The following is a 16,944-nucleotide window of genomic DNA, read 5'->3' as shown; positions in this document are numbered from 1 at the left end:
CGTCTAGGAGAACCATGGCACTGCTCATCGAGCTCGCCGGTCACACCCTCGCCCTCGAACACGACGGGCCCGGCAGCCCACAAGCAGCCGACGGGGGCCTGATTCTTCCACCGGGACGCGTCGCCCTGCTGCATGGACTGGGCGATGCCCTGTTCTACCGGCATGGCCACAACTCTTGGAGCCCATGTGGTTGGCGGCGTCTTTCCGAGCCGCCGCTGCGGATAGCCAACCCGCAGCGGCGGCTCACCGCCGACGACGACGTCTGGGACGATCCCGCGCGCCACCATTCCTCCGCGGTGGCCGCCCTCGACGCCGGCGACGGCAACATCCTGCTGCTGGGCGCGCTCGGGCTGGGCACGGCGCGGCTGTCGGCCGACCGCGACACCCTCGCGGGCTGGTACGAGCACGGCGCCCAGCCCTGGTTCGCCGCCTACGGCCCCGAAGCGGAGGTGTTCGCCGCCTACACCGGGCACCTGGCCGCGCGCCTGGGCAGCAGCACCCGCCGCGCGGGCAACGTCTGGTGCTCCTGGTATGCCTACTACGAGACCATCACCGAACAGCAGCTGGCCAAGGACATCGACGATCTGCGCGGCCTGCCGTTCGACACCGTACAGGTGGACGACGGGTGGCAGCAGCTGGTCGGCGACTGGCAGCCCAACCAGAAGTTCCCCTCCGGCATGAGGGCACTGGCCGACCGCATCGCCGAGACCGGCATGACCGCCGGGCTGTGGCTGGCTCCTTTCATCGCCCTGCCCGGCTCACAGCTCGCGCTGCAGCGCCCAGAGTTGTTGCTGCGCAACGCGCGCGGCGAGCGCGTGATCGCGGGGAACAACTGGGGAACCGGCTATTACGCCCTCGACCTCTCCCTGCCGGCGAGCCGCGACTTCCTGGCTGAGCTGACCCATCGGGTGGTACACGAGTGGGGTTTCAAGTACCTGAAACTCGACTTCATCAACGCCGGGGCGATCCCGGGCGACCGCGCCGACGGCGCCGAGCGGGAACAGTCCTATCGCGACGCTCTTGCCCTGATTCGCCAGGTCGCGGGAGACGACGTTTACCTGCTCGGCAGCGGCGCGATTCTGTTGCCGTCATTGGGGATACTCGACGGCATGCGCAGTGGCCCCGACGTCGCGCCGATGTGGCAGAACTACGCCAGCGACGACCCTTCCGACGCCATGGCCCGCAACGCCGTGGTCAACACCCTGCACCGGCTCTGGCACCAGCCGCTGGCCGAGGTGGACCCCGATGTCATCTACTTCCGCAGCCGGCTCAACCTGCTCACCGACCAGCAGCTGGCCTGGCTGCGCGACATGGCCGACATCTGCCGGTTCCGCGCCGTGTCCGACCCGCCCAGCTGGCTCACCCCCACCGAGCTCGACGACATGATTACTTATCTGTCGGCGCGGCCGCAGGTGCGGCGGCTGGGCCGCTACGCCTACTCCGTCGACGGGCGCACCGCGGATTTCACCCCGGCGATCACGCCGGCTGCGCAGGCCTATCCCATCTCCTGAGCCGGTGGCTTGCCATCATCCGACGATTTTGTAAAGATCAAAGCATATTTGGCGGGTACCAGCCGCAGCTAACCAAGGGACAGCACGTGACAGAACTAGCAACAACCGGTACGGATCTGCCGCGTCTGCGCGAGCTCAACTCGCTGAGCATCGTGCGTGCCCTGCGCGACCACCCGCCGTCCACCGTCACCGAACTGTCCCAGCGCACCGGGCTGTCCCGGCCGGCCGTTGACGTCATCGCCCAAGGGCTGGTCAACGACGGCTGGGCCACTGTGCTCGAGCCCGGGGCCAACAGCGCCGTCGGGCGTCCCGCTCGCCGCTACCAGTTCCGGGCCGGTGCCGGACACGTGCTGGGCGTCGATGTGGGCGTGCACAAAATATTGGCGCTACTGGCCGACCTCGACGGCAACATCGTGCAGACCGTCCGCCAAACCGTGGCCGCAGAGGCAGAACCCGCCGAGCGGCTGGCCGAGCTCGACAACGTCATCAACGCCTGCGTGGCCGGAGCGGGCAAAGCGCCCTCCGACATCTGGGCCATCACCGTCGCGGTCACCGGCGCCGTCGACGCGCAGGGGCGAACCATCTTCTTCACTCCACTGCCCGGCTGGAAAAGCGTCAATCTGGTGGCGCACCTGGGCGTGCGGTTCGGCTGCCCGATCGTCGTGGAAAACGACTGTAAGCTGGCCGCCCTCGCCGAAAGGTGGAAGGGTGTGGCAAGCGACGCCGACGACATCGTCTATCTGCTCGCCGGCATGCGCAACGGCGCCGGCCTGATCATCGATGGGGTGCTGCGCCGTGGATTCGGTGGTGCGGCGGGCGAAATCGGTGCCCTTAAACATGTTCGGTGGCTCAACGCGCCCGCGCATCTGCAGAACTGCCCGGGGGTGCCCGAGACCGTCAGCCCCGACGATGCTGCCGCCTGGGTCTTCAACGCCGCGCGGGAGGGAGACCGGGCCGCCCGCGGCGCGGTTCACCGCTACGTCAAAGACCTCGCCGTCGGCGCTGCCGCGCTCGTACTCACCCTCGACCCGCAGGTGGTCGTCTTCGGCGGCGGCTTCTCCCGGTCGGCCGATCTGGTTCTCGACCCGCTGCGCCACGAGCTGCAGCGCCTTTGCCTGCGCATGCCCGATGTGCGCGCCTCCACCCTCGGCGCTGACTCCGTCGCCCTCGGCGCGCTGAAGCTGTCGCTCAACGAGGTCGACGACCGGCTGTTCCGAGCCGGCCTGTCCGCGCCGGTGGCGCCCCGACGTCAGTGACCTGCCGCGTCAGCGCAGCCGTTGTGCCTCATAGAGATAGAAGAAGTCCGACACCCGTTCCGGCAGCAGGAACTGTGGCGCGACCCGCTTCTGGGCCAGGTGCAGCACGCTGTTGACGCCCAGCCCGGCCAGTGCGCCCACGCCGGTGGGCAAGTGCAAGGACTGTCCGATGATTTCGCCAAGCGCGCCGACGATGGCGGAGTTGCCCGCGTCTTCGATGCCCAGAACCACCCGGGTGCGGTGGGCCCATCGCTGAACGAATGTCTCGGACAGAAGGCGATCGATCTCCTGCAGCCGCAGGCGCACGTCGTCGAGAAGGTCGTGCAGATCGACGTCTGGCGAGCTGGTGAGGTTGCGGATGCCGCGGCGCAGCGCGGCCAGCGAGTCCTCGCGACGTTGCCGGAACTCCAGAATTCGTTCGATCGGCACCTCGTCGGCGGGCACGGGCAGCGCCATCGTCAGCCGCAGCGACAGGTGTTCGCGCGCGCCGGCCGGGTCGTCCGGATCGGGAGTGGTGTTGCTGGTGGAGATCGAGTGTCCGACTGACCACTGCTCCGTGTCGTTGCTGCGGTTCATCTCAATGGCGAGCGTGCGCAGACGCTCCGCCGCCAGCTCGGCGAATTCGTTTACGGGAATCCCCATCACCAGACCTTCTCCGAAGGCTCCGCCCGGATCCCACGCCGGATGGTACATATCGCGCCGCATCCGGGTCAGGAACCCGCTGCGCTCCAGGTCGCGGGCTTCTTCCGGAAAGCCAACCGTCATCCGGTTCCCTTCTTCTCCCGCCCCGCTTTCGTCCATGTAGCCGAACCCGTTGCCGTAGGCCCAGATTGCCTTGTCCCAATAGAGCGCGATCGCGCGAAGGCTGTCGTTCCTGCCGCTGAACGTGAAGCCACCCCTGGCGGTGACCTGCATCGCCCCGCAGGTGAGGATGCCCCGCTTCATCGGCACGGGTGCTGGCAAGCTTTTCGGCTGTCGTGATTGGACTTCCCAGCGGGAGGTCGACCCCACCTCGTTGAGCGCTGCGAGTTCCGCGGCGTCCGCGGCCGACTCGGTGTGGCGGAACCTGGCTCGCACTGCTTCACGAAGGCTTTCCACCGATTGGTACCGGGCCGCGCTGCCCGCGGCGGTCATCGACACCAGTTTTCGGCGCAGTTTCACCGTCTCGTCGGCGTCCATGAGGTCGCCCTGGCGGCCGAGGCGCATGAGCAGCCGATCGGCGAGGCCGCCGACAAGCGTCGGATACCGAATGTCGTTATAGGACACTAGATTCAGTACCCGCCTGCGGATCTCGATGGCTTCGTCGAAAGAGGTGGGGTCGCCGTCATGCAGTTCCAGCGCCTTGACCAGATTCATCAGGATCGCGCTCTGGCGCTCATCGCCCTCGGGGATCCGGCTCGCCGCCTGACGACAGTGCGCGGTCGCCTCGTCGAGATCCGGGCTCTGCTCGGAAAGGGCAAAGCGGGTCAGCAGGGACCAGCCGAGATTCGACCGATAGGCCGCCTGGTCGACGTCGTCGTCCGTTGCGAGGGTGAGGATTTCCCGCCGCACGGCCACAAGTTCGTCGATGTCTTCGATTGCCGGGGCGCGGTCTATCCGGGTGATGAGATCCGCGCCGAGTGCGGCCAGCGCTCGCATCCGCGAAGGATGGTCCGCCGCGGCCAGCCGCAGCAGCAACCGATGCGCCTGGATGGCGTCGGCAATGTCCTGCGCCGCTTCGGTCGCCTGAAATCGATCGCGCAACACGAGGCTGAGGTTCTCCAGGAAATCGATCTTGTCTGGGTCCCCGTCCGGGGTCCGCTCGACCGCTTCCCGCCCGGCTGCGGCCGCCTCATCGAGGTCGGCCATGGTCTCCAGCCGCCGCCAGCGCTTGCGCAGGGCTATGGCCAGATTGGACAGCATCGAGCAACGCAGCGCGTCGAACAACGGCAAGGATTCCCGCAGCCCTCGCAAAGCCGTGATCGCCTGGTTGAGGGTGGGCAGGTCATCGGTGTCGAAGGCGGTTTGGAGCAGCGACACCGCATGGTCGATGCGCTGATGCCGCGCCAGGTTCGCCTCTGTTGCGGGGATGTAGGGCTGCAGATCCTCCGGAACCAGCCCGAGATCGGTCTTGCCGACGAGGGCGAACAGCTCGACCGCATGAAGCAGATCGTCCAGGGCCTGGTCGGGATCCGCGCGGAATCGCGACAGGTGCAGGTGGGCCACGTGAAGCGCTAGGTAGAAGTCGACCCCGCCCTCGGTTGCCATGGCCTGCCGGAGCAGCTCGCGCGCCTCAGCCATGGCCCCGTCGTCGACCGGCGGGGCGCAGTCAATGCCATCTATGGCAGGATCGTCCCCTCGCACGGCGTACAGCCGATGGACTCCCTCGCGTACATACTCCGGCGGCTGCGCGCCGAAGCCGCTGGCAAGCATCCGTCCAAATTGGGTGATGTCAACGGAGTCGCCGGGCTGCTCGACCGCGGCGAGAAACTCCTCGCTGTGCTCGTGGGGGACGGCGAGGAAGTACCAGGCCGAATTGCCGTTGGCGTCCAATGCGGAGAAGTCATAGATGAGAAACCTCTCCCTCGGGTGCTCAGGAACAGGCGAGGAGTCGCTTTCCATGGGCTGGATTGTCGCACCAACCGGCAACCGTTCACGGTGTGCCGAGCGGCCCTGAGATCGATCATGACCGTTCCCAGCTGTTCGGCCGATGGGGGGCTATGTAGAGAAGCGAGTATGGTCCTCGGCGTGAGCGAACGAATCAGGATCACCACCAAGGTGGCGCAGGTGCTTGCCGTGCTGCTCGACGATCCGCTGGTCGAGCGGTATGGGCTGGAACTCATGCGGGCCACCGGCCAGTCCAGCGGCAGGGTCTATCCCCTCCTGGCCCGGCTTCAGGAATCTGGATGGGTGCGAGCCAGCTGGGAAACCATCGACTCGAGCGCGGAGGGCCGGCCCCGGCGCCGCTGCTACCGCCTCACCCCCGAAGGAGTGACGGTCGTGCAAACCGAGCTGGCGGCCCTTCGGGTGAAGCGGCGGCCGCCGGCCGTGGATGCCTCGCTGGCAACGGATCTTGGTAGGTGAGCGCGATGCTGCAACGACTTGTGGCCTTCCTGGTGGCGATCGCCATCCGGCGCTGGCCCGAGCGCATGCGCGAGACGGCAGCTCTGGAGTGGACGGCCGAGCTGCACACCCTGGCCGTCGAGACCGGAGTGAGTAAACCGGTCCGGGCCTGGCGGCAGCTGTGGTTCGCCGCCAGCCTTGCCCTCGCCCGCCCGCCCGGCGGCGAACCCGTGCTGCTGGGCCAGATGCGCTGGCCGGGGCAGCTGGCATTGCTGGTGTCCGCGCCGTTGCTAACAATGCTGGCCACGCTGGTGGCACTGGTACCCCTCCAGCTGATCCCCTTCGGCTACGTCACCCTCACGCCCACCTCGATGGCGCTGATGACGACCGAAAGCTATCTGGTCCTGGCCGGTGTCGCCACGGTGGTCGGCACCTGGCTGGGAAGGCGGCTGCTGCGGCGGCGCGACGGCAGGCCGGCCAGTTCGGCTCAGAGCGCGTGGGCCGCACTGCCGGTGATCGGTGGCCTGCTTGCGCTGGACACGCTCGCCCGCGGCGCCGGCCAGAACTGGGACCGCGCTTGGCTTGCCGTGGTCGGCGCGCTCTGCCTGGTTCTCGCGCTGCCGCTCTTGGCGTGGGGCGCCGCAGCCCTATCCGGTCGGGGACATCACCGCTTGGCCCTCGCCTGCACCGCGCCCGCGGCCGCGGTCCTGACCCTGGCCACCATATACGTCGTGGCACTGGCCGCGGGCCGGCCATCGGCCTCAGCGCCGGGACGGCTGCTGGCACTCGCCAGCCAGGAGCCGATGCTGTCGTTCAGCTATTCCGGCCACGGCGAAGAACCCCCATTCGACACGGTGCTGAAAGTGTTGCCGGCCTTCGTGTTCGCCACCATCGTCGTGACGCTCGCCCACGCGATCAGACTGGTCCGGCCATTGCCAGCCGCCATCCGCGCCGCTGCACCGGTCGGGCTGAGCCACGCTTCCAGTCCCGGTAGGCCTGGCGCAGCAAAGGTGGAGCCCGGCCACGATGATGGTGCCGCTTTCGGCGCGGCACAGTTCGGACCCAGCCACGCTGACGGTCCAGGTATGGCCGCAGCGGCACAGGTCGGGCCCGGTCGCGGCGATGCGCAGGTTTCGGCGATCGCTGGTAGCCGGTGGTGGCATCGCAGCTTGCTGGGCGGGGCGGTGTACAGCGTCATCGCCTGGGCGGTCACGCTGACCTACCTGACACCGAATATCGGCGTGCAGAATTCGTGGCCGAGCCGCATCGGGGATCCGGGGCAACCGACGCTGCCCGCCGAACCCGGAGGCTGGCTGGAGTGGAGCAGCGAAGAGGGCCGGCTGTGGATGCATGAACTCCAGCTGTCCGGCATCATCTGCGCGGCGCTTTGCTTCGTGGCGGCGATGGCCTATCGGAGCCGGCCGGTGCTGCCCGCCTTGATCGGGTCCGCCGTCCTTGTCGCCACGAACATGGCCGTGGTCCGCTGGGAGTGGACCACTCCCCGGTTGCTTCCCTACCTGGCGGGCGGTGGGCTCGTGCTGGGCATAGCGGCCTGGTGGTGGTCATCGCTGCGGCTGAGCACCCGCCGGCCCTGGGAGCACCGCTCCCGCCGGCTGGTCATCACGGTCACCGTGCTGGCCGCTGTCCTTGTCCCCGGCAGCTTCTTTCCACGGGTCTACGCGCTGGGCAAACAGGCACCGCCGGTGCTTCTGCTGGTGGCCGTAGGGCTACCGGCCATTCTCACGATGCTGGTTGTCATGGGAGTGCGGGCGACCTCCGCCCGGAAGTGGCGCACGCCAGCCAAACTGATACCGCTCGGTCCCGCGTTGGTGGGGATCGTCGGAGTCCTTTATTACCAAGACGGTCTGGTCGCTTTCCCGTCGTCGGACAATCCCGCCTTCTACCTGTTCTTCATCTTCCCACTGGCTTTGTCGGTCCCGGCCGCGGTAGCGACCATCGCGGCGATCCGTGGCCGCATGCCGGCCCGGCGGCGTTGGTGGTGGGGTCTGCTTATCGTCCCGGGATTGATTCTGGCCAGTTACGCCTTCAGTTTCGGCTCAGTCATCGCCACGCTCGTCATCGCCCGGCTCATTCTGTTTCCGATGGAGTACGGCCAGACCTACGACGGCATCGCCTTCGTCCCCGGCTCGGTGGCGATCGGGCTGCTGTTCGGATTCCTGGCCGCCGCCGGACTGGACCAGACACGACCGGCTCCCGCGCCCGTGCACACAGACGCGCAACCCAGCCCGGCGTAGGCCGTGGGTGGCGATCGCCAGCGGCGCACGGCGGCACAGCGGCGGCACACGGCGGCACACGGCCGCGGCGCACGGCGGCACACACTGCGCCGTGGCGGCGGTGAGCCGGCCGGCTCGGCTACGTGGCGGGGGCCACACCTGCGGAAAATGCGTTGAGCTGAGTTCGGCCGCACCACATGCTAGGGGCTCACTTACTTTGGGGGCCCGACATGCGTTTGCTCCGCGACCTGTGGGCCACCGCGCCCAGGCGCACCGCGCTCGTCGCCTTCCTCATCCTGTTCGGGGCGGGCGGCGCGGCGGCGGCTGCGGCGCTGGCCGGTCCGGTTCTGGTGGACCACTCCGCGATCGCGTTCACCGTGCTGGCGTTCGCGCTGGTCACGGCGGTGCTCAGCGATCTGGCCATCGGTTTGATCATGGCTGGTCTGGCCGCGGACTGGGCGGCCGACGTGCGCCGAAGGCTGTGCCGGGTCGCGTTCGGGCAGGACCTGCCGACGCTGGAGGCCACCCCTGTCGGCGAGCTGCTCGACCGGATCGACGGCGATGTCTATCAGGTCGCTTCCGAGTTGCGCAACAGCGGCGTGCGGCTCACCCAGTCGGCCGCCTCCGCGGCGCTGTCGATCGTTGCCGCTTTCGTGGTGTGGTGGCCGGCCGGGCTCACCATGACGGTGATCACCATCGGGCTGGCGGCGGCTTTGCGGGCGCCGACGAGGCGGATCGCCCCGGCCCGGATGGACGAGGAGGAGGCGTGGTCCGACCTCGCTGCCGTGATGGAGGAATCCGTTCACGGTCAGGACGATGTGCGTACCAGTCTGGCCCGCCCTTATGTTCTTCAGCTCTTCGCCCGCCGAGCGAGCCAGGTGCTCACCAGGGGCCGCAAGGTCTGGCGGCTGTCATCGAGGGTCACCTTCACGGCCGCGGCGGTCACCCGCGGCGTCGGCATCTCGCTGGTGGTGCTGGGCGGGGTGTGGGCGCTGACCTCCGGGCGGATAGGGGCGGCCCAGCTGACCGGGATCTGGCTGCTGGCGATCGGCTTCGGCATGACCGTCGAACATGTCAGCCGGATGGTGCCCGAGCTGCAGTACGCGCTCGGCGCGTGGAACCGGATCCAGCTGCTGAGCGACGCGCGGCAGGAACCCTCCGGCGGCCGCCTGCCCGACGACGGTGACCTCGCCATCCGGGGGCTGACCTTCCGCTATCACGCCGACGCCGTCCGCCCCGCGTTGCGCGACATCGACCTGACCTTCCGCCGTGGCCGTTCCTACGCGCTGATCGGCCGCACCGGGTCCGGAAAATCCAGTCTGGCCAAGGTGTTGACCCGTGCGGTGGAGGTGCCGCGGGGCACCGTGTTCCTGGGCGGCGCCGATCTGCTCGACCTCGACCTCGAGGCGCTGCGCCGCTGGATCGCCGTGGTGCCACAGAATACGGAGATCGTGGCGGGCACGCTGGCGGAGAACATCGCCCTCTATGACCCGCTGTTGCTGGAGCGGGCCGCCGATGCGGTGCGCGAGCTAGGCATCGAGTCGTGGGTGGACAGTCTGCCCGACGGGATAGCGACCAAGCTCGGCGACGGCGGCTATGTGCTGTCGGCGGGGCAGGAACAGCTGGTGGCGTTCGCCCGCATCCTGGTGCGCGACCCGCAGGTGGTGATCCTCGACGAGGCCACCGCACGGCTGGATCCGGTGACCGAGGCGCGGGTGCAGAGGGCGACCGAACGCTTGCTGGACAACCGAATCGGCATCGTCATCGCGCACCGGCTGTCCTCGGTGCGCCACTGCGACGAGGTGGTGGTGCTCGCCGACGGGAAGGTGACCGAGTCCGGGCCGCTGAGCCGGTCCCGCCGGTTCGCGGCGCTGATGGCCAGCAGCGAGACGGCGATGCCGGCACGCGAGCTCGTGCTCGTGGGCGCACCCCGCAACGGCGGTGGCCTCGCTGGGCTGGAAACCGAGCCCAGCTTGGTGGCACCGCCGAAGACCGATCCCCCGCCGCTGCCACCCGCCCCGCACGCCCGCACGCTGCGGGAGATCTTCCGTTTGATGACCAACAATCCGCGCTTCGGGCTGGCCGCGGTCGGGCTGTGGATGGGCATGGTCCTCTTAGGACTCGACGGGGCGATCCTGCCGTGGCTGTGGGCCGACCTGGTCAGCAGCGAGGCCGCCGGCAACCCGCTGTGGCCCGCGATCGGCATCGTCGTGGCCCTGATCGTGTGTGTGCCGATCTCCTACTTCCCCGGGCGGCTGTTCCCCGAGTGGTGGGTGCGCCAGATGCTTCGCATCAACATGCGCCTGGTGCACGGGCAGACCGGTCCGCGCCGGATCAGCAAACACACGCCCGCGGAGGTGGTCGCGCAGGGCGGCGACACCGAACGCGCGGTGGTGCTCGCCGACAACCTGATCGACCAGTTCATTTCGGCCTTCGCCCTGCTGGCCATGACCGTCATCTCCGGCTCCGCGATTCCGGGATTTTTCTTTCTGGGTACCACGCTCGTCTCCGCGAGCGCGGCGGCGTTGCTCGGGCCGCGCCTGAAACGTTCGGCGCAAAGGACCGTCACGGCCAGGGCCGCCTTCGCCACCGGGCTCGTGTCGGCGCTGTCGGCCGCGCGCTCGGTGAAACTGGCCGGCGCCACCGCACCGGTCCTGGCGCACCTGGCCCGGCTCGACATCGTGCGCGCCGAACAGCTGCGCCGCGAAATCTCCACACAGGTAATGGCGCGCTCCACCCCGGCGATGCTCGCCGGGCTGCTGCCGATCGCCGCGTGGGCGCTGTACCTGGGCGGCGGCCTGAGCACGGCGGCGACCCTGATCGCGGTGTCGACGCTGGGTTCGGCCCGCTGGTTCGCGTGGACCACGGCCTCGCTCATCGCCCAGCTCCCCTCGGCGCGGGTGTGGACACAGCGCACGGTGGCGATGGCCGGTATAGGCGCCTATTCGGCGTCGGTGCCGGGCGTCGACCTGTCCGCCGGAACCGCTCCGGCGCCCGCGCTGCCCGCGCGTAATCCGTTGCGCCGCTTGGATCTCACCAGCTTCACCGCGGTACACGAAGATGGCACTGTCGGCGCGAAGAACATCGACCTCACGGTCGAGCGGGGACAGCTGGTCCTGGTCGTCGGCCCGGTCGGCTCAGGCAAGTCGTCGCTGCTGCGCGCCCTGGCCGGCATCGTCCATCACACCGGCACGCTGCGCTGGAACTGGCAGGACATCACCGAACCGGAGGTGTTCCTGCGCCCCAATCAGGTGAGCTACGTGGCACAGCTGCCGCGGGTGCTCTCCGGCAGCGTCGGCGACAACATCCGGCTCGGCCACGATGTCGACGCCTCGCAAGCGGTCACCATCGCCCAGCTCGACCACGACCTCACCGCGGCCGGCAGCGGCCTGGCCCTGATGATCGGGCACAAGGGAACCCGCTTGTCGGGCGGGCAGCTGCAGCGCCTCGCGCTGGCGCGCGCCCTGGCCCCGGGCACTGAGCTGCTCATCGCCGACGACGTGTCCTCCGCGCTCGACGTCACCACCGAGCTGGACGTGTGGCGCGCCTTGCGGGACAAGGGAATCACGGTGATCGGCTCCACCTCGAAACGCGCGGCGCTGAGCCGCGCCGACCGCGTGGTCGTCCTCATCGGCGGTGAGGCCGTCGGCCAGGGCACCTGGCCCGAGCTCGAGTCCCGCTGGGGCCACCTCGCCGGCTGAAACCTTCACCCGGCCGCATTGGATTCAGCCTGAAGACCGGCCAGCGCGGCGGTCGCCTCGTCCACGATGAACGGCGACGACGAGGTGGCCAGCACGTCGCGCAGAGCCATCTCGTAGGCCACCGGGTAAGCCTGCTCGGCGGGCATCTCGATGTCGGGGGTCACCCCGGTGCCCTCCCAGTTGGTACCGGTGATCGGGTTGATGGATCGGCGGGTCGGGATGGTGATCTCGAGGGTGTCGGTGATGGGGAATGCTTCGGTGGGATGGGCGCCGCCGCGGGTGGTCTGCCCGATCAGGGTGGCACGGCCCTGCGCCTGCAGGGTGTAGGCGAGATCCTCACCTCCGGAAAACGTGAAGTCGCTGGTGAGCAGGTAGACGGGACGGTCGAGATAGCGCGCGCCGGGCAGGAAGGCGAGGGTCCAGTACTGCCGGGTCTGCCCGGTGGCGCGGTGATAGATGTCGTTGAGGTGGGTCTTGGCGTCGGGAAAGAAGTAGCTGCACCAGAACACGACGCCCTCGGGATAGCCGCCGCGGTTGCGGCGCAGATCGATGATGAGCGCGCCGGTGTCGGCCACCAGCTCCATGGCCGCGGCGATGGCGCGCCCGCCCAGCGCCGGATCCACCACCCCATGGAGATCGATGTATCCGACGTTGCCTTCGAGGCGTTCCACCCGGGCGATGCGATAGGCGGTGAGCCGTTGGTACTCCCGCCAGGCCGCGGCCGAGTCCTGTGCGCCGGTGCGGCCCGCGGGGCCGGCGTCGCGCAGCCGCACCAGCAGGTGCTTGTCGGCGCACAGGTCGAACAGCTGCCCGGTCAGCCGCTGCCCGAGGGCGATCTCGCCCAGGCCGTCGTACTCACCGCCCAGCGCCCTTGCCCGGATCTCGCCGGCCGCGGCGGCGGCGCGGTCGGGGTACACATACTTTTCGCTGAGCAGCTGACAGGCGACCTCGACAAGATTGCGTGACATCGACACTCCGTAACAATGTGCGCGAAACCTGTGCCGCGGCAAGGCTAACCGGGCCGTGCCGGCCACGGCCCGATCATGGTGACTAGCGGCCCGCCTCGCGGGGGACGAGGTGGAAGACGTCGCTGTGGGCGATGTCCAGAGACCATTGCTTGTGCAGGTCCCACACTGACTCGCCGAACAGTTCCAGCCATTCCGCCTGCGTCGGGACATGCTGGCCCATCAGGGCGTGCGTCAGCTCGAACCCGAGCGTGAAGACGGGCGGCTGGGTGCCGTTGACCCCTGGCGAGCGATAGGTGTCGCTGAACAGGAAGTCGCGCACCCGGGGCAGCCGCCGCTGGATGTGTGCCAAGGTCCGCAGACAGTCCTCCTTCGGCCAGAAGTCGTGCCCGAGGAAGAACGAGACCGCGAGATCCGCGGTGGCGTACTCCGGAAGGTCGCGCAAATTGCGGATGTCGTCGTGCACCACGGTGATCCGCTCGGCCAGGCCGGCGGCTGCAACGAGCTCGCGTGCCACATCCACCGCCCCGCGGTCGACGTCGACACCGATGAACCGCTTGCCCGGGTGGCGACGGGCCAGCCTGATGATGCGATTGGCGCTGCCGCAGCCGAGATCGATGCCGACGCTGAAGTCGATGCCGTCAACGATCCTGTCTACCACGGGATCGACGAAATGACCGCCGTAGTCCTTGCCGGCTATCGCGATCGTGCGGCCGTCGCGGTGGCGCATCGGGTCGGTCGATTCGCGGAAAGCCGGCTGGCAGAAGTCGCCCGAGCGGCTGAGCATCTCGCCGTAGCCGCGGATGAGCCAGCGGAAATAGCCCTTGTTGAGCCACACGTCGTCGAATTCGCGGCCCTTGGCCACGATGGTGGGATCTTGCTGGAAGGCGGTCACCACGTTGGCATGCGCGAGCACGTCGACGAGCGCCCGCACCGAGGGCTGATGCAGCTCCCGCTTGATCACGAAGGTGTCGAGGTCGATGGTGGTGGTGTCCTGGAGTTCGTCGAGGAACCCGATTTCGTCGGCGGCGCTGATCGCGAAGGCAGTCAGGGAGGAGTTGAAGAACGAGGTAGCGGACATTCTTGGTCTTTCCTAACAGCTAGGGGGATGGGAAGGCGGTCACTGGAGGGCGAGCAGGCTGGTCAGCCCGTCGAGAAGCGCGTCCATCTGGCCGGGCGTGCCGATGGACACCCTGATGTGGTGCGGCAGGCCCATGTCGGTGGTGTCGCGCACCGCGAAGCCTCGCTCCCGCAACATCAGCGCGATGATCGAGCTTTGCCCGCCGAGGTGAACCAGCACGAAGTTGCCCTGCGACGGCAGGCAGCGCAGACCCAGCCGGCTCAGGCCGAGGCGGAACTGTTCTCTGGTCGCCACGGTGCGGCTCACCGCCTGCCGCATGAACCGCTGGTCGACGAGCGCCGCCACCGCGGCCCGCTGGGCGAGGCGGTTGACGTGATAGGGAATGGCTCCGTGGAGCCGGTTGACCTTGGCGGTGACCCCGGGGTCGCCGATCGAGTAGCCCACGCGCAGACCGGCCAGGCCGTACGCCTTGGAGAAGGTCTTCAGGACACAGATGTTGCCGGCGGTGGCGGCCAGCGCGATCGAGGAGGCGAAGTCCTCGTCCGCGTATTCGCCGTAGGCCTCGTCGACGATGAGCGTGCCCCCACCGTCGCACGCCGCCCGGTGCAGCTCGGCGAGCTCAGCCTCCTTGAGCACGCCGCCGGTCGGGTTGTGCGGGTTGCACACGAACGCGAACGGCGCACCCGCGCGCAGCTTCGCGGCGATCTCGTCGACCGGTACGTGGTAGTCGCGCAAACCGATGGTGGTGAACGGCTGCCGGGCGGCCAGCATGCTCTCCCGGTAGCTGGTGAAAGTGGCGTCGGTGACCGCGGCCGGCCGGCTGTCGTCGGCGAGCGCGAGCACGAGGAAGAGGATGACTTCGTCAACTCCGTTGCCGATGCTCACCCGCTCCGTTCCCACATGGTGGAAGTCGGCAATTGCCTGCGCTAACTCCGAACTCCCACTATCTGGATACCGATGGATTTGTGACATCTCGCTGGTAATCACACGGATCGCCGCGGGGCTCGCGCCGTACGCATTCTCACTGGCGTGCAGTCGCAGCACCTCCGTCACGCCAGGCGAAAGCGGCGGGGGCGCCGACACGGCGACCGGCGACGAACTTCGTGGCAACACAACGCACCTCCTGATGGGCATGGTTGATCGCTCGCGCACACGGGGCGCGAAGCCTTCGATCTTGTGTCTGGGCCTGGGTTATCGAGATGAGCCGCACCCGGCGAGGTCCTAAAGATTCCACTGTGGATGGTGCAAGTTGCGGGAACCATCACGGTCCTGCAGGAACCGGGTGCCGCAGCCGTTTTTGTATGCTCGGACGCCCCATGTGAGCGTCGCCGGTTCGAAACCTTATCACCGGTACGGTTCCCCGCGACCAATAACGATCTCCATAAAGCAATGTCGATCTAAGAATGACGTATTTGAAAGTCCTAAATGGACGATCATTGCAGTCTTTTTTAGGCTGGCCAACACTTCCTGAGCAGCGGCAACGCATAAAATGATTTACCTGTGGCAAGTTTTTTTTCTGGATTCCTTTTTGATCCGCCAATCTCGCCGCTATGGTTGGCTCCGCCCGAGGAAGAACAATGAAGGAGCACCAGAGTTGAATCCGTTCGACGACGAGGACGCCCTCTTCAAGGTCCTGGCCAACGACGAGGATCAGCACTGTATTTGGCCATCGTTCGCTGACGTTCCCAAAGGGTGGACGGTGCGTCTTGACGACACCAACCGCCAGGAATGCCTCACCTACGTGGAAGCGAACTGGATCGACATGCGGCCGAGGAGCTTGATCGCCGCCATGCGCAACGGTTTCGAGTGATGAGACCGCTCAGCATCGAAGAACTGTCCCCATTCCTCAGCTCACCGGACGCCGACGCGATGAACTTTCTCAACGAGATCGCGCTGCGCTTCCCCGATGCCATCTCGTTCGCGGCCGGCCGGCCGTACGACGAATTCTTCAGCAGCGAGCTGATCCACCGCTATCTGGACACGTACCGAGCCCACCTGTTGGCGGAGTCCGGCGATGACGAGGTCCACGTCCGCCGGATGTTGCTCCAGTACGGTCGCACCAAAGGAATCATCAACGATCTCATTGCCAAGTCGCTGCTCGTCGACGAGGACATCGACGTAGACCCGGAGTCGATCGTCGTGACGGTCGGCGCCCAGGAGGCCCTCTATCTAGTGCTGCGTGCGCTGCGCCGGACAGACCACGATGTGGTCCTGTCCGTCCAGCCCGCCTATGTCGGGTTCAGCGGAGCCGCTCAGCTCGCGGACATGCAGGTCCTGCCGGTCAGCAGCGCGCCGGAGGGCGTACGTCTCAGCGACGTTCGCGCGATACTGCGGCAGAGCCGAGCGGCCGGGCTGAACCCCCGCGCCCTGTACCTCAACACCGACTTCGCCAATCCCACCGGGCGAAGTCTCGATATCGCCACTCGTCACCGGTTGCTGCGGCTGGCCGAGGACGAGCAGATCCTGCTGATCGAGGACAACCCGTACGGCGTCTTCTCCGGTGACCGTGAAAGCGTGCCCACCCTCAAAGCGCTGGATGGGTCGGGCCAGGTCGTCTACGTGGGATCTTTCGCCAAGACGGTGTTTCCCGGCGCGCGGGTCGGTTACGTCGTCGCCGATCAGCGGGTGGTCGCGGCCGGTCGCACCGAGCTGCTGGCAGACCACCTCGCCAAGCTGAAAAGCGTGCTGACCGTGAACACCTCGCCCATCGGGCAGGCGGTGATCGCAGGCAAGCTGTTGGAGAACGGGCTGAGCATGCGGGCCGCCAACAAACGAGAAATCGAGGTCTATCAGCGCAATATGCGGCTGGTCCTTAACGGGCTCGCTGCGGCATTTCCCAAGGGTGAAAGCCCTGACGTGTCTTGGAACGTCCCCGGTGGCGGCTTCTTCCTCCTCCTGGACGTGCCCTTCGAAACCGGGGATGACGTGCTGGAGCGATCCGCGCGCGACCACGCAGTGCTGTGGACCCCCATTCATCACTTCTACGGCGATGGCCGGCCCCGCAAGCAAATGCGACTGTCCTTCAGTCACCTGAGCCCCGCGGAGATCCACGAAGGTCTGGGCCGGTTGGCGGACTTCATCCGAGCCTGACGGCCCCGAATATCTTCGGCCCGCTCGGAATCACGAAAGAGAGCACCCTAGGCATGACTCCCTT

The 16,944-nt window shown here is 67.7% G+C and carries 11 protein-coding genes; 7 read left to right on the top strand and 4 right to left on the bottom strand.

Going from position 1 to position 16,944, the window contains the following annotated elements:
• The first annotated feature begins 14 nt into the window (after positions 1–14).
• Positions 15–1,511: a glycoside hydrolase family 36 protein gene (locus Rhe02_RS44965; RefSeq protein WP_203914688.1), complete on the top strand. Its 1,497-nt coding sequence runs from the start codon at positions 15–17 to the stop codon at positions 1,509–1,511.
• An 86-nt stretch (positions 1,512–1,597) separates the two neighbouring features.
• Positions 1,598–2,767 carry an ROK family transcriptional regulator gene (locus Rhe02_RS44960; protein WP_203914687.1) on the top strand — a complete coding sequence of 390 codons (1,170 nt, stop codon included), beginning with the start codon at positions 1,598–1,600 and terminating at the stop codon, positions 2,765–2,767.
• A gap of 9 nt (positions 2,768–2,776) precedes the next feature.
• Here Rhe02_RS44960 and Rhe02_RS44955 read toward each other — a convergent pair whose 3' ends face one another.
• Positions 2,777–5,368 carry a DUF6236 family protein gene (locus Rhe02_RS44955; RefSeq protein ID WP_203914686.1) on the bottom strand — a complete coding sequence of 864 codons (2,592 nt, stop codon included), beginning with the start codon at positions 5,366–5,368 and terminating at the stop codon, positions 2,777–2,779.
• A 126-nt stretch (positions 5,369–5,494) separates the two neighbouring features.
• Here Rhe02_RS44955 and Rhe02_RS44950 point away from each other — a divergent pair, with 126 nt between their 5' ends.
• From Rhe02_RS44950 to Rhe02_RS44940, 3 genes are all read left to right on the top strand, one after another.
• Positions 5,495–5,830, top strand: a complete 336-nt coding sequence (locus Rhe02_RS44950) for a PadR family transcriptional regulator (RefSeq protein WP_239124468.1) — start codon at positions 5,495–5,497, stop codon at positions 5,828–5,830.
• A gap of 5 nt (positions 5,831–5,835) precedes the next feature.
• A complete protein-coding gene (locus tag Rhe02_RS44945) occupies positions 5,836–8,064 on the top strand; it encodes a hypothetical protein (RefSeq protein ID WP_203914684.1) in 2,229 nt (742 codons plus the stop codon).
• Positions 8,065–8,273: 209 nt separating this feature from the next.
• The gene (locus Rhe02_RS44940) at positions 8,274–11,744 is read left to right on the top strand and encodes an ATP-binding cassette domain-containing protein (RefSeq protein ID WP_203914683.1); all 3,471 of its coding nucleotides are present in this window, start codon (positions 8,274–8,276) and stop codon (positions 11,742–11,744) included.
• 5 nt (positions 11,745–11,749) lie between these two features.
• Here the strand turns inward: Rhe02_RS44940 and Rhe02_RS44935 are convergent, their stop codons facing one another.
• The 3 genes from Rhe02_RS44935 to Rhe02_RS44925 all read right to left on the bottom strand — a co-directional run bounded on the left by Rhe02_RS44935 (position 11,750) and on the right by Rhe02_RS44925 (position 14,924).
• A complete protein-coding gene (locus Rhe02_RS44935) occupies positions 11,750–12,712 on the bottom strand; it encodes a S41 family peptidase (RefSeq protein WP_203914682.1) in 963 nt (320 codons plus the stop codon).
• Positions 12,713–12,794: 82 nt separating this feature from the next.
• Positions 12,795–13,790 (bottom strand): class I SAM-dependent methyltransferase, encoded by a 996-nt coding sequence (locus Rhe02_RS44930; protein ID WP_203914681.1) that lies wholly within the window; start codon positions 13,788–13,790, stop codon positions 12,795–12,797.
• Positions 13,791–13,829: 39 nt separating this feature from the next.
• Positions 13,830–14,924, bottom strand: a complete 1,095-nt coding sequence (locus tag Rhe02_RS44925) for a pyridoxal phosphate-dependent aminotransferase (RefSeq protein ID WP_239124467.1) — start codon at positions 14,922–14,924, stop codon at positions 13,830–13,832.
• A 355-nt stretch (positions 14,925–15,279) separates the two neighbouring features.
• Between Rhe02_RS44925 and Rhe02_RS44920 the strand changes: the two genes are divergently transcribed.
• Both Rhe02_RS44920 and Rhe02_RS44915 read left to right on the top strand, forming a co-directional pair.
• Positions 15,280–15,600, top strand: coding sequence for an MbtH family protein (locus Rhe02_RS44920; protein ID WP_203914679.1), 321 nt, complete (start codon positions 15,280–15,282; stop codon positions 15,598–15,600).
• Positions 15,600–16,880, top strand: coding sequence for an aminotransferase-like domain-containing protein (locus Rhe02_RS44915; protein ID WP_239124466.1), 1,281 nt, complete (start codon positions 15,600–15,602; stop codon positions 16,878–16,880). The genes Rhe02_RS44920 and Rhe02_RS44915 overlap by 1 nt, the downstream gene beginning before the upstream one ends.
• The last annotated feature ends 64 nt before the right edge of the window (positions 16,881–16,944 follow it).

Source organism: Rhizocola hellebori, assembly GCF_016862955.1.
In the GTDB taxonomy this organism is placed as follows: Bacteria; Actinomycetota; Actinomycetes; order Mycobacteriales; family Micromonosporaceae; genus Rhizocola; species Rhizocola hellebori.
This window is presented reverse-complemented; position numbering and strand designations above follow the sequence as displayed.

Bases quoted from the DNA above. Each gene is read 5' to 3' on its own strand.
- Rhe02_RS44955 (WP_203914686.1), bottom strand. From the start codon at position 5,368: ATGGAAAGCGACTCCTCGCCTGTTCCTGAGCACCCGAGGGAGAGGTTT.
- Rhe02_RS44965 (WP_203914688.1), top strand. From the start codon at position 15: ATGGCACTGCTCATCGAGCTCGCCGGTCACACCCTCGCCCTCGAACAC.
- Rhe02_RS44945 (WP_203914684.1), top strand. From the start codon at position 5,836: ATGCTGCAACGACTTGTGGCCTTCCTGGTGGCGATCGCCATCCGGCGC.
- Rhe02_RS44915 (WP_239124466.1), top strand. From the start codon at position 15,600: ATGAGACCGCTCAGCATCGAAGAACTGTCCCCATTCCTCAGCTCACCG.
- Rhe02_RS44920 (WP_203914679.1), top strand. From the start codon at position 15,280: ATGATTTACCTGTGGCAAGTTTTTTTTCTGGATTCCTTTTTGATCCGC.
- Rhe02_RS44925 (WP_239124467.1), bottom strand. From the start codon at position 14,924: ATGCCCATCAGGAGGTGCGTTGTGTTGCCACGAAGTTCGTCGCCGGTC.
- Rhe02_RS44940 (WP_203914683.1), top strand. From the start codon at position 8,274: ATGCGTTTGCTCCGCGACCTGTGGGCCACCGCGCCCAGGCGCACCGCG.
- Rhe02_RS44935 (WP_203914682.1), bottom strand. From the start codon at position 12,712: ATGTCACGCAATCTTGTCGAGGTCGCCTGTCAGCTGCTCAGCGAAAAG.
- Rhe02_RS44930 (WP_203914681.1), bottom strand. From the start codon at position 13,790: ATGTCCGCTACCTCGTTCTTCAACTCCTCCCTGACTGCCTTCGCGATC.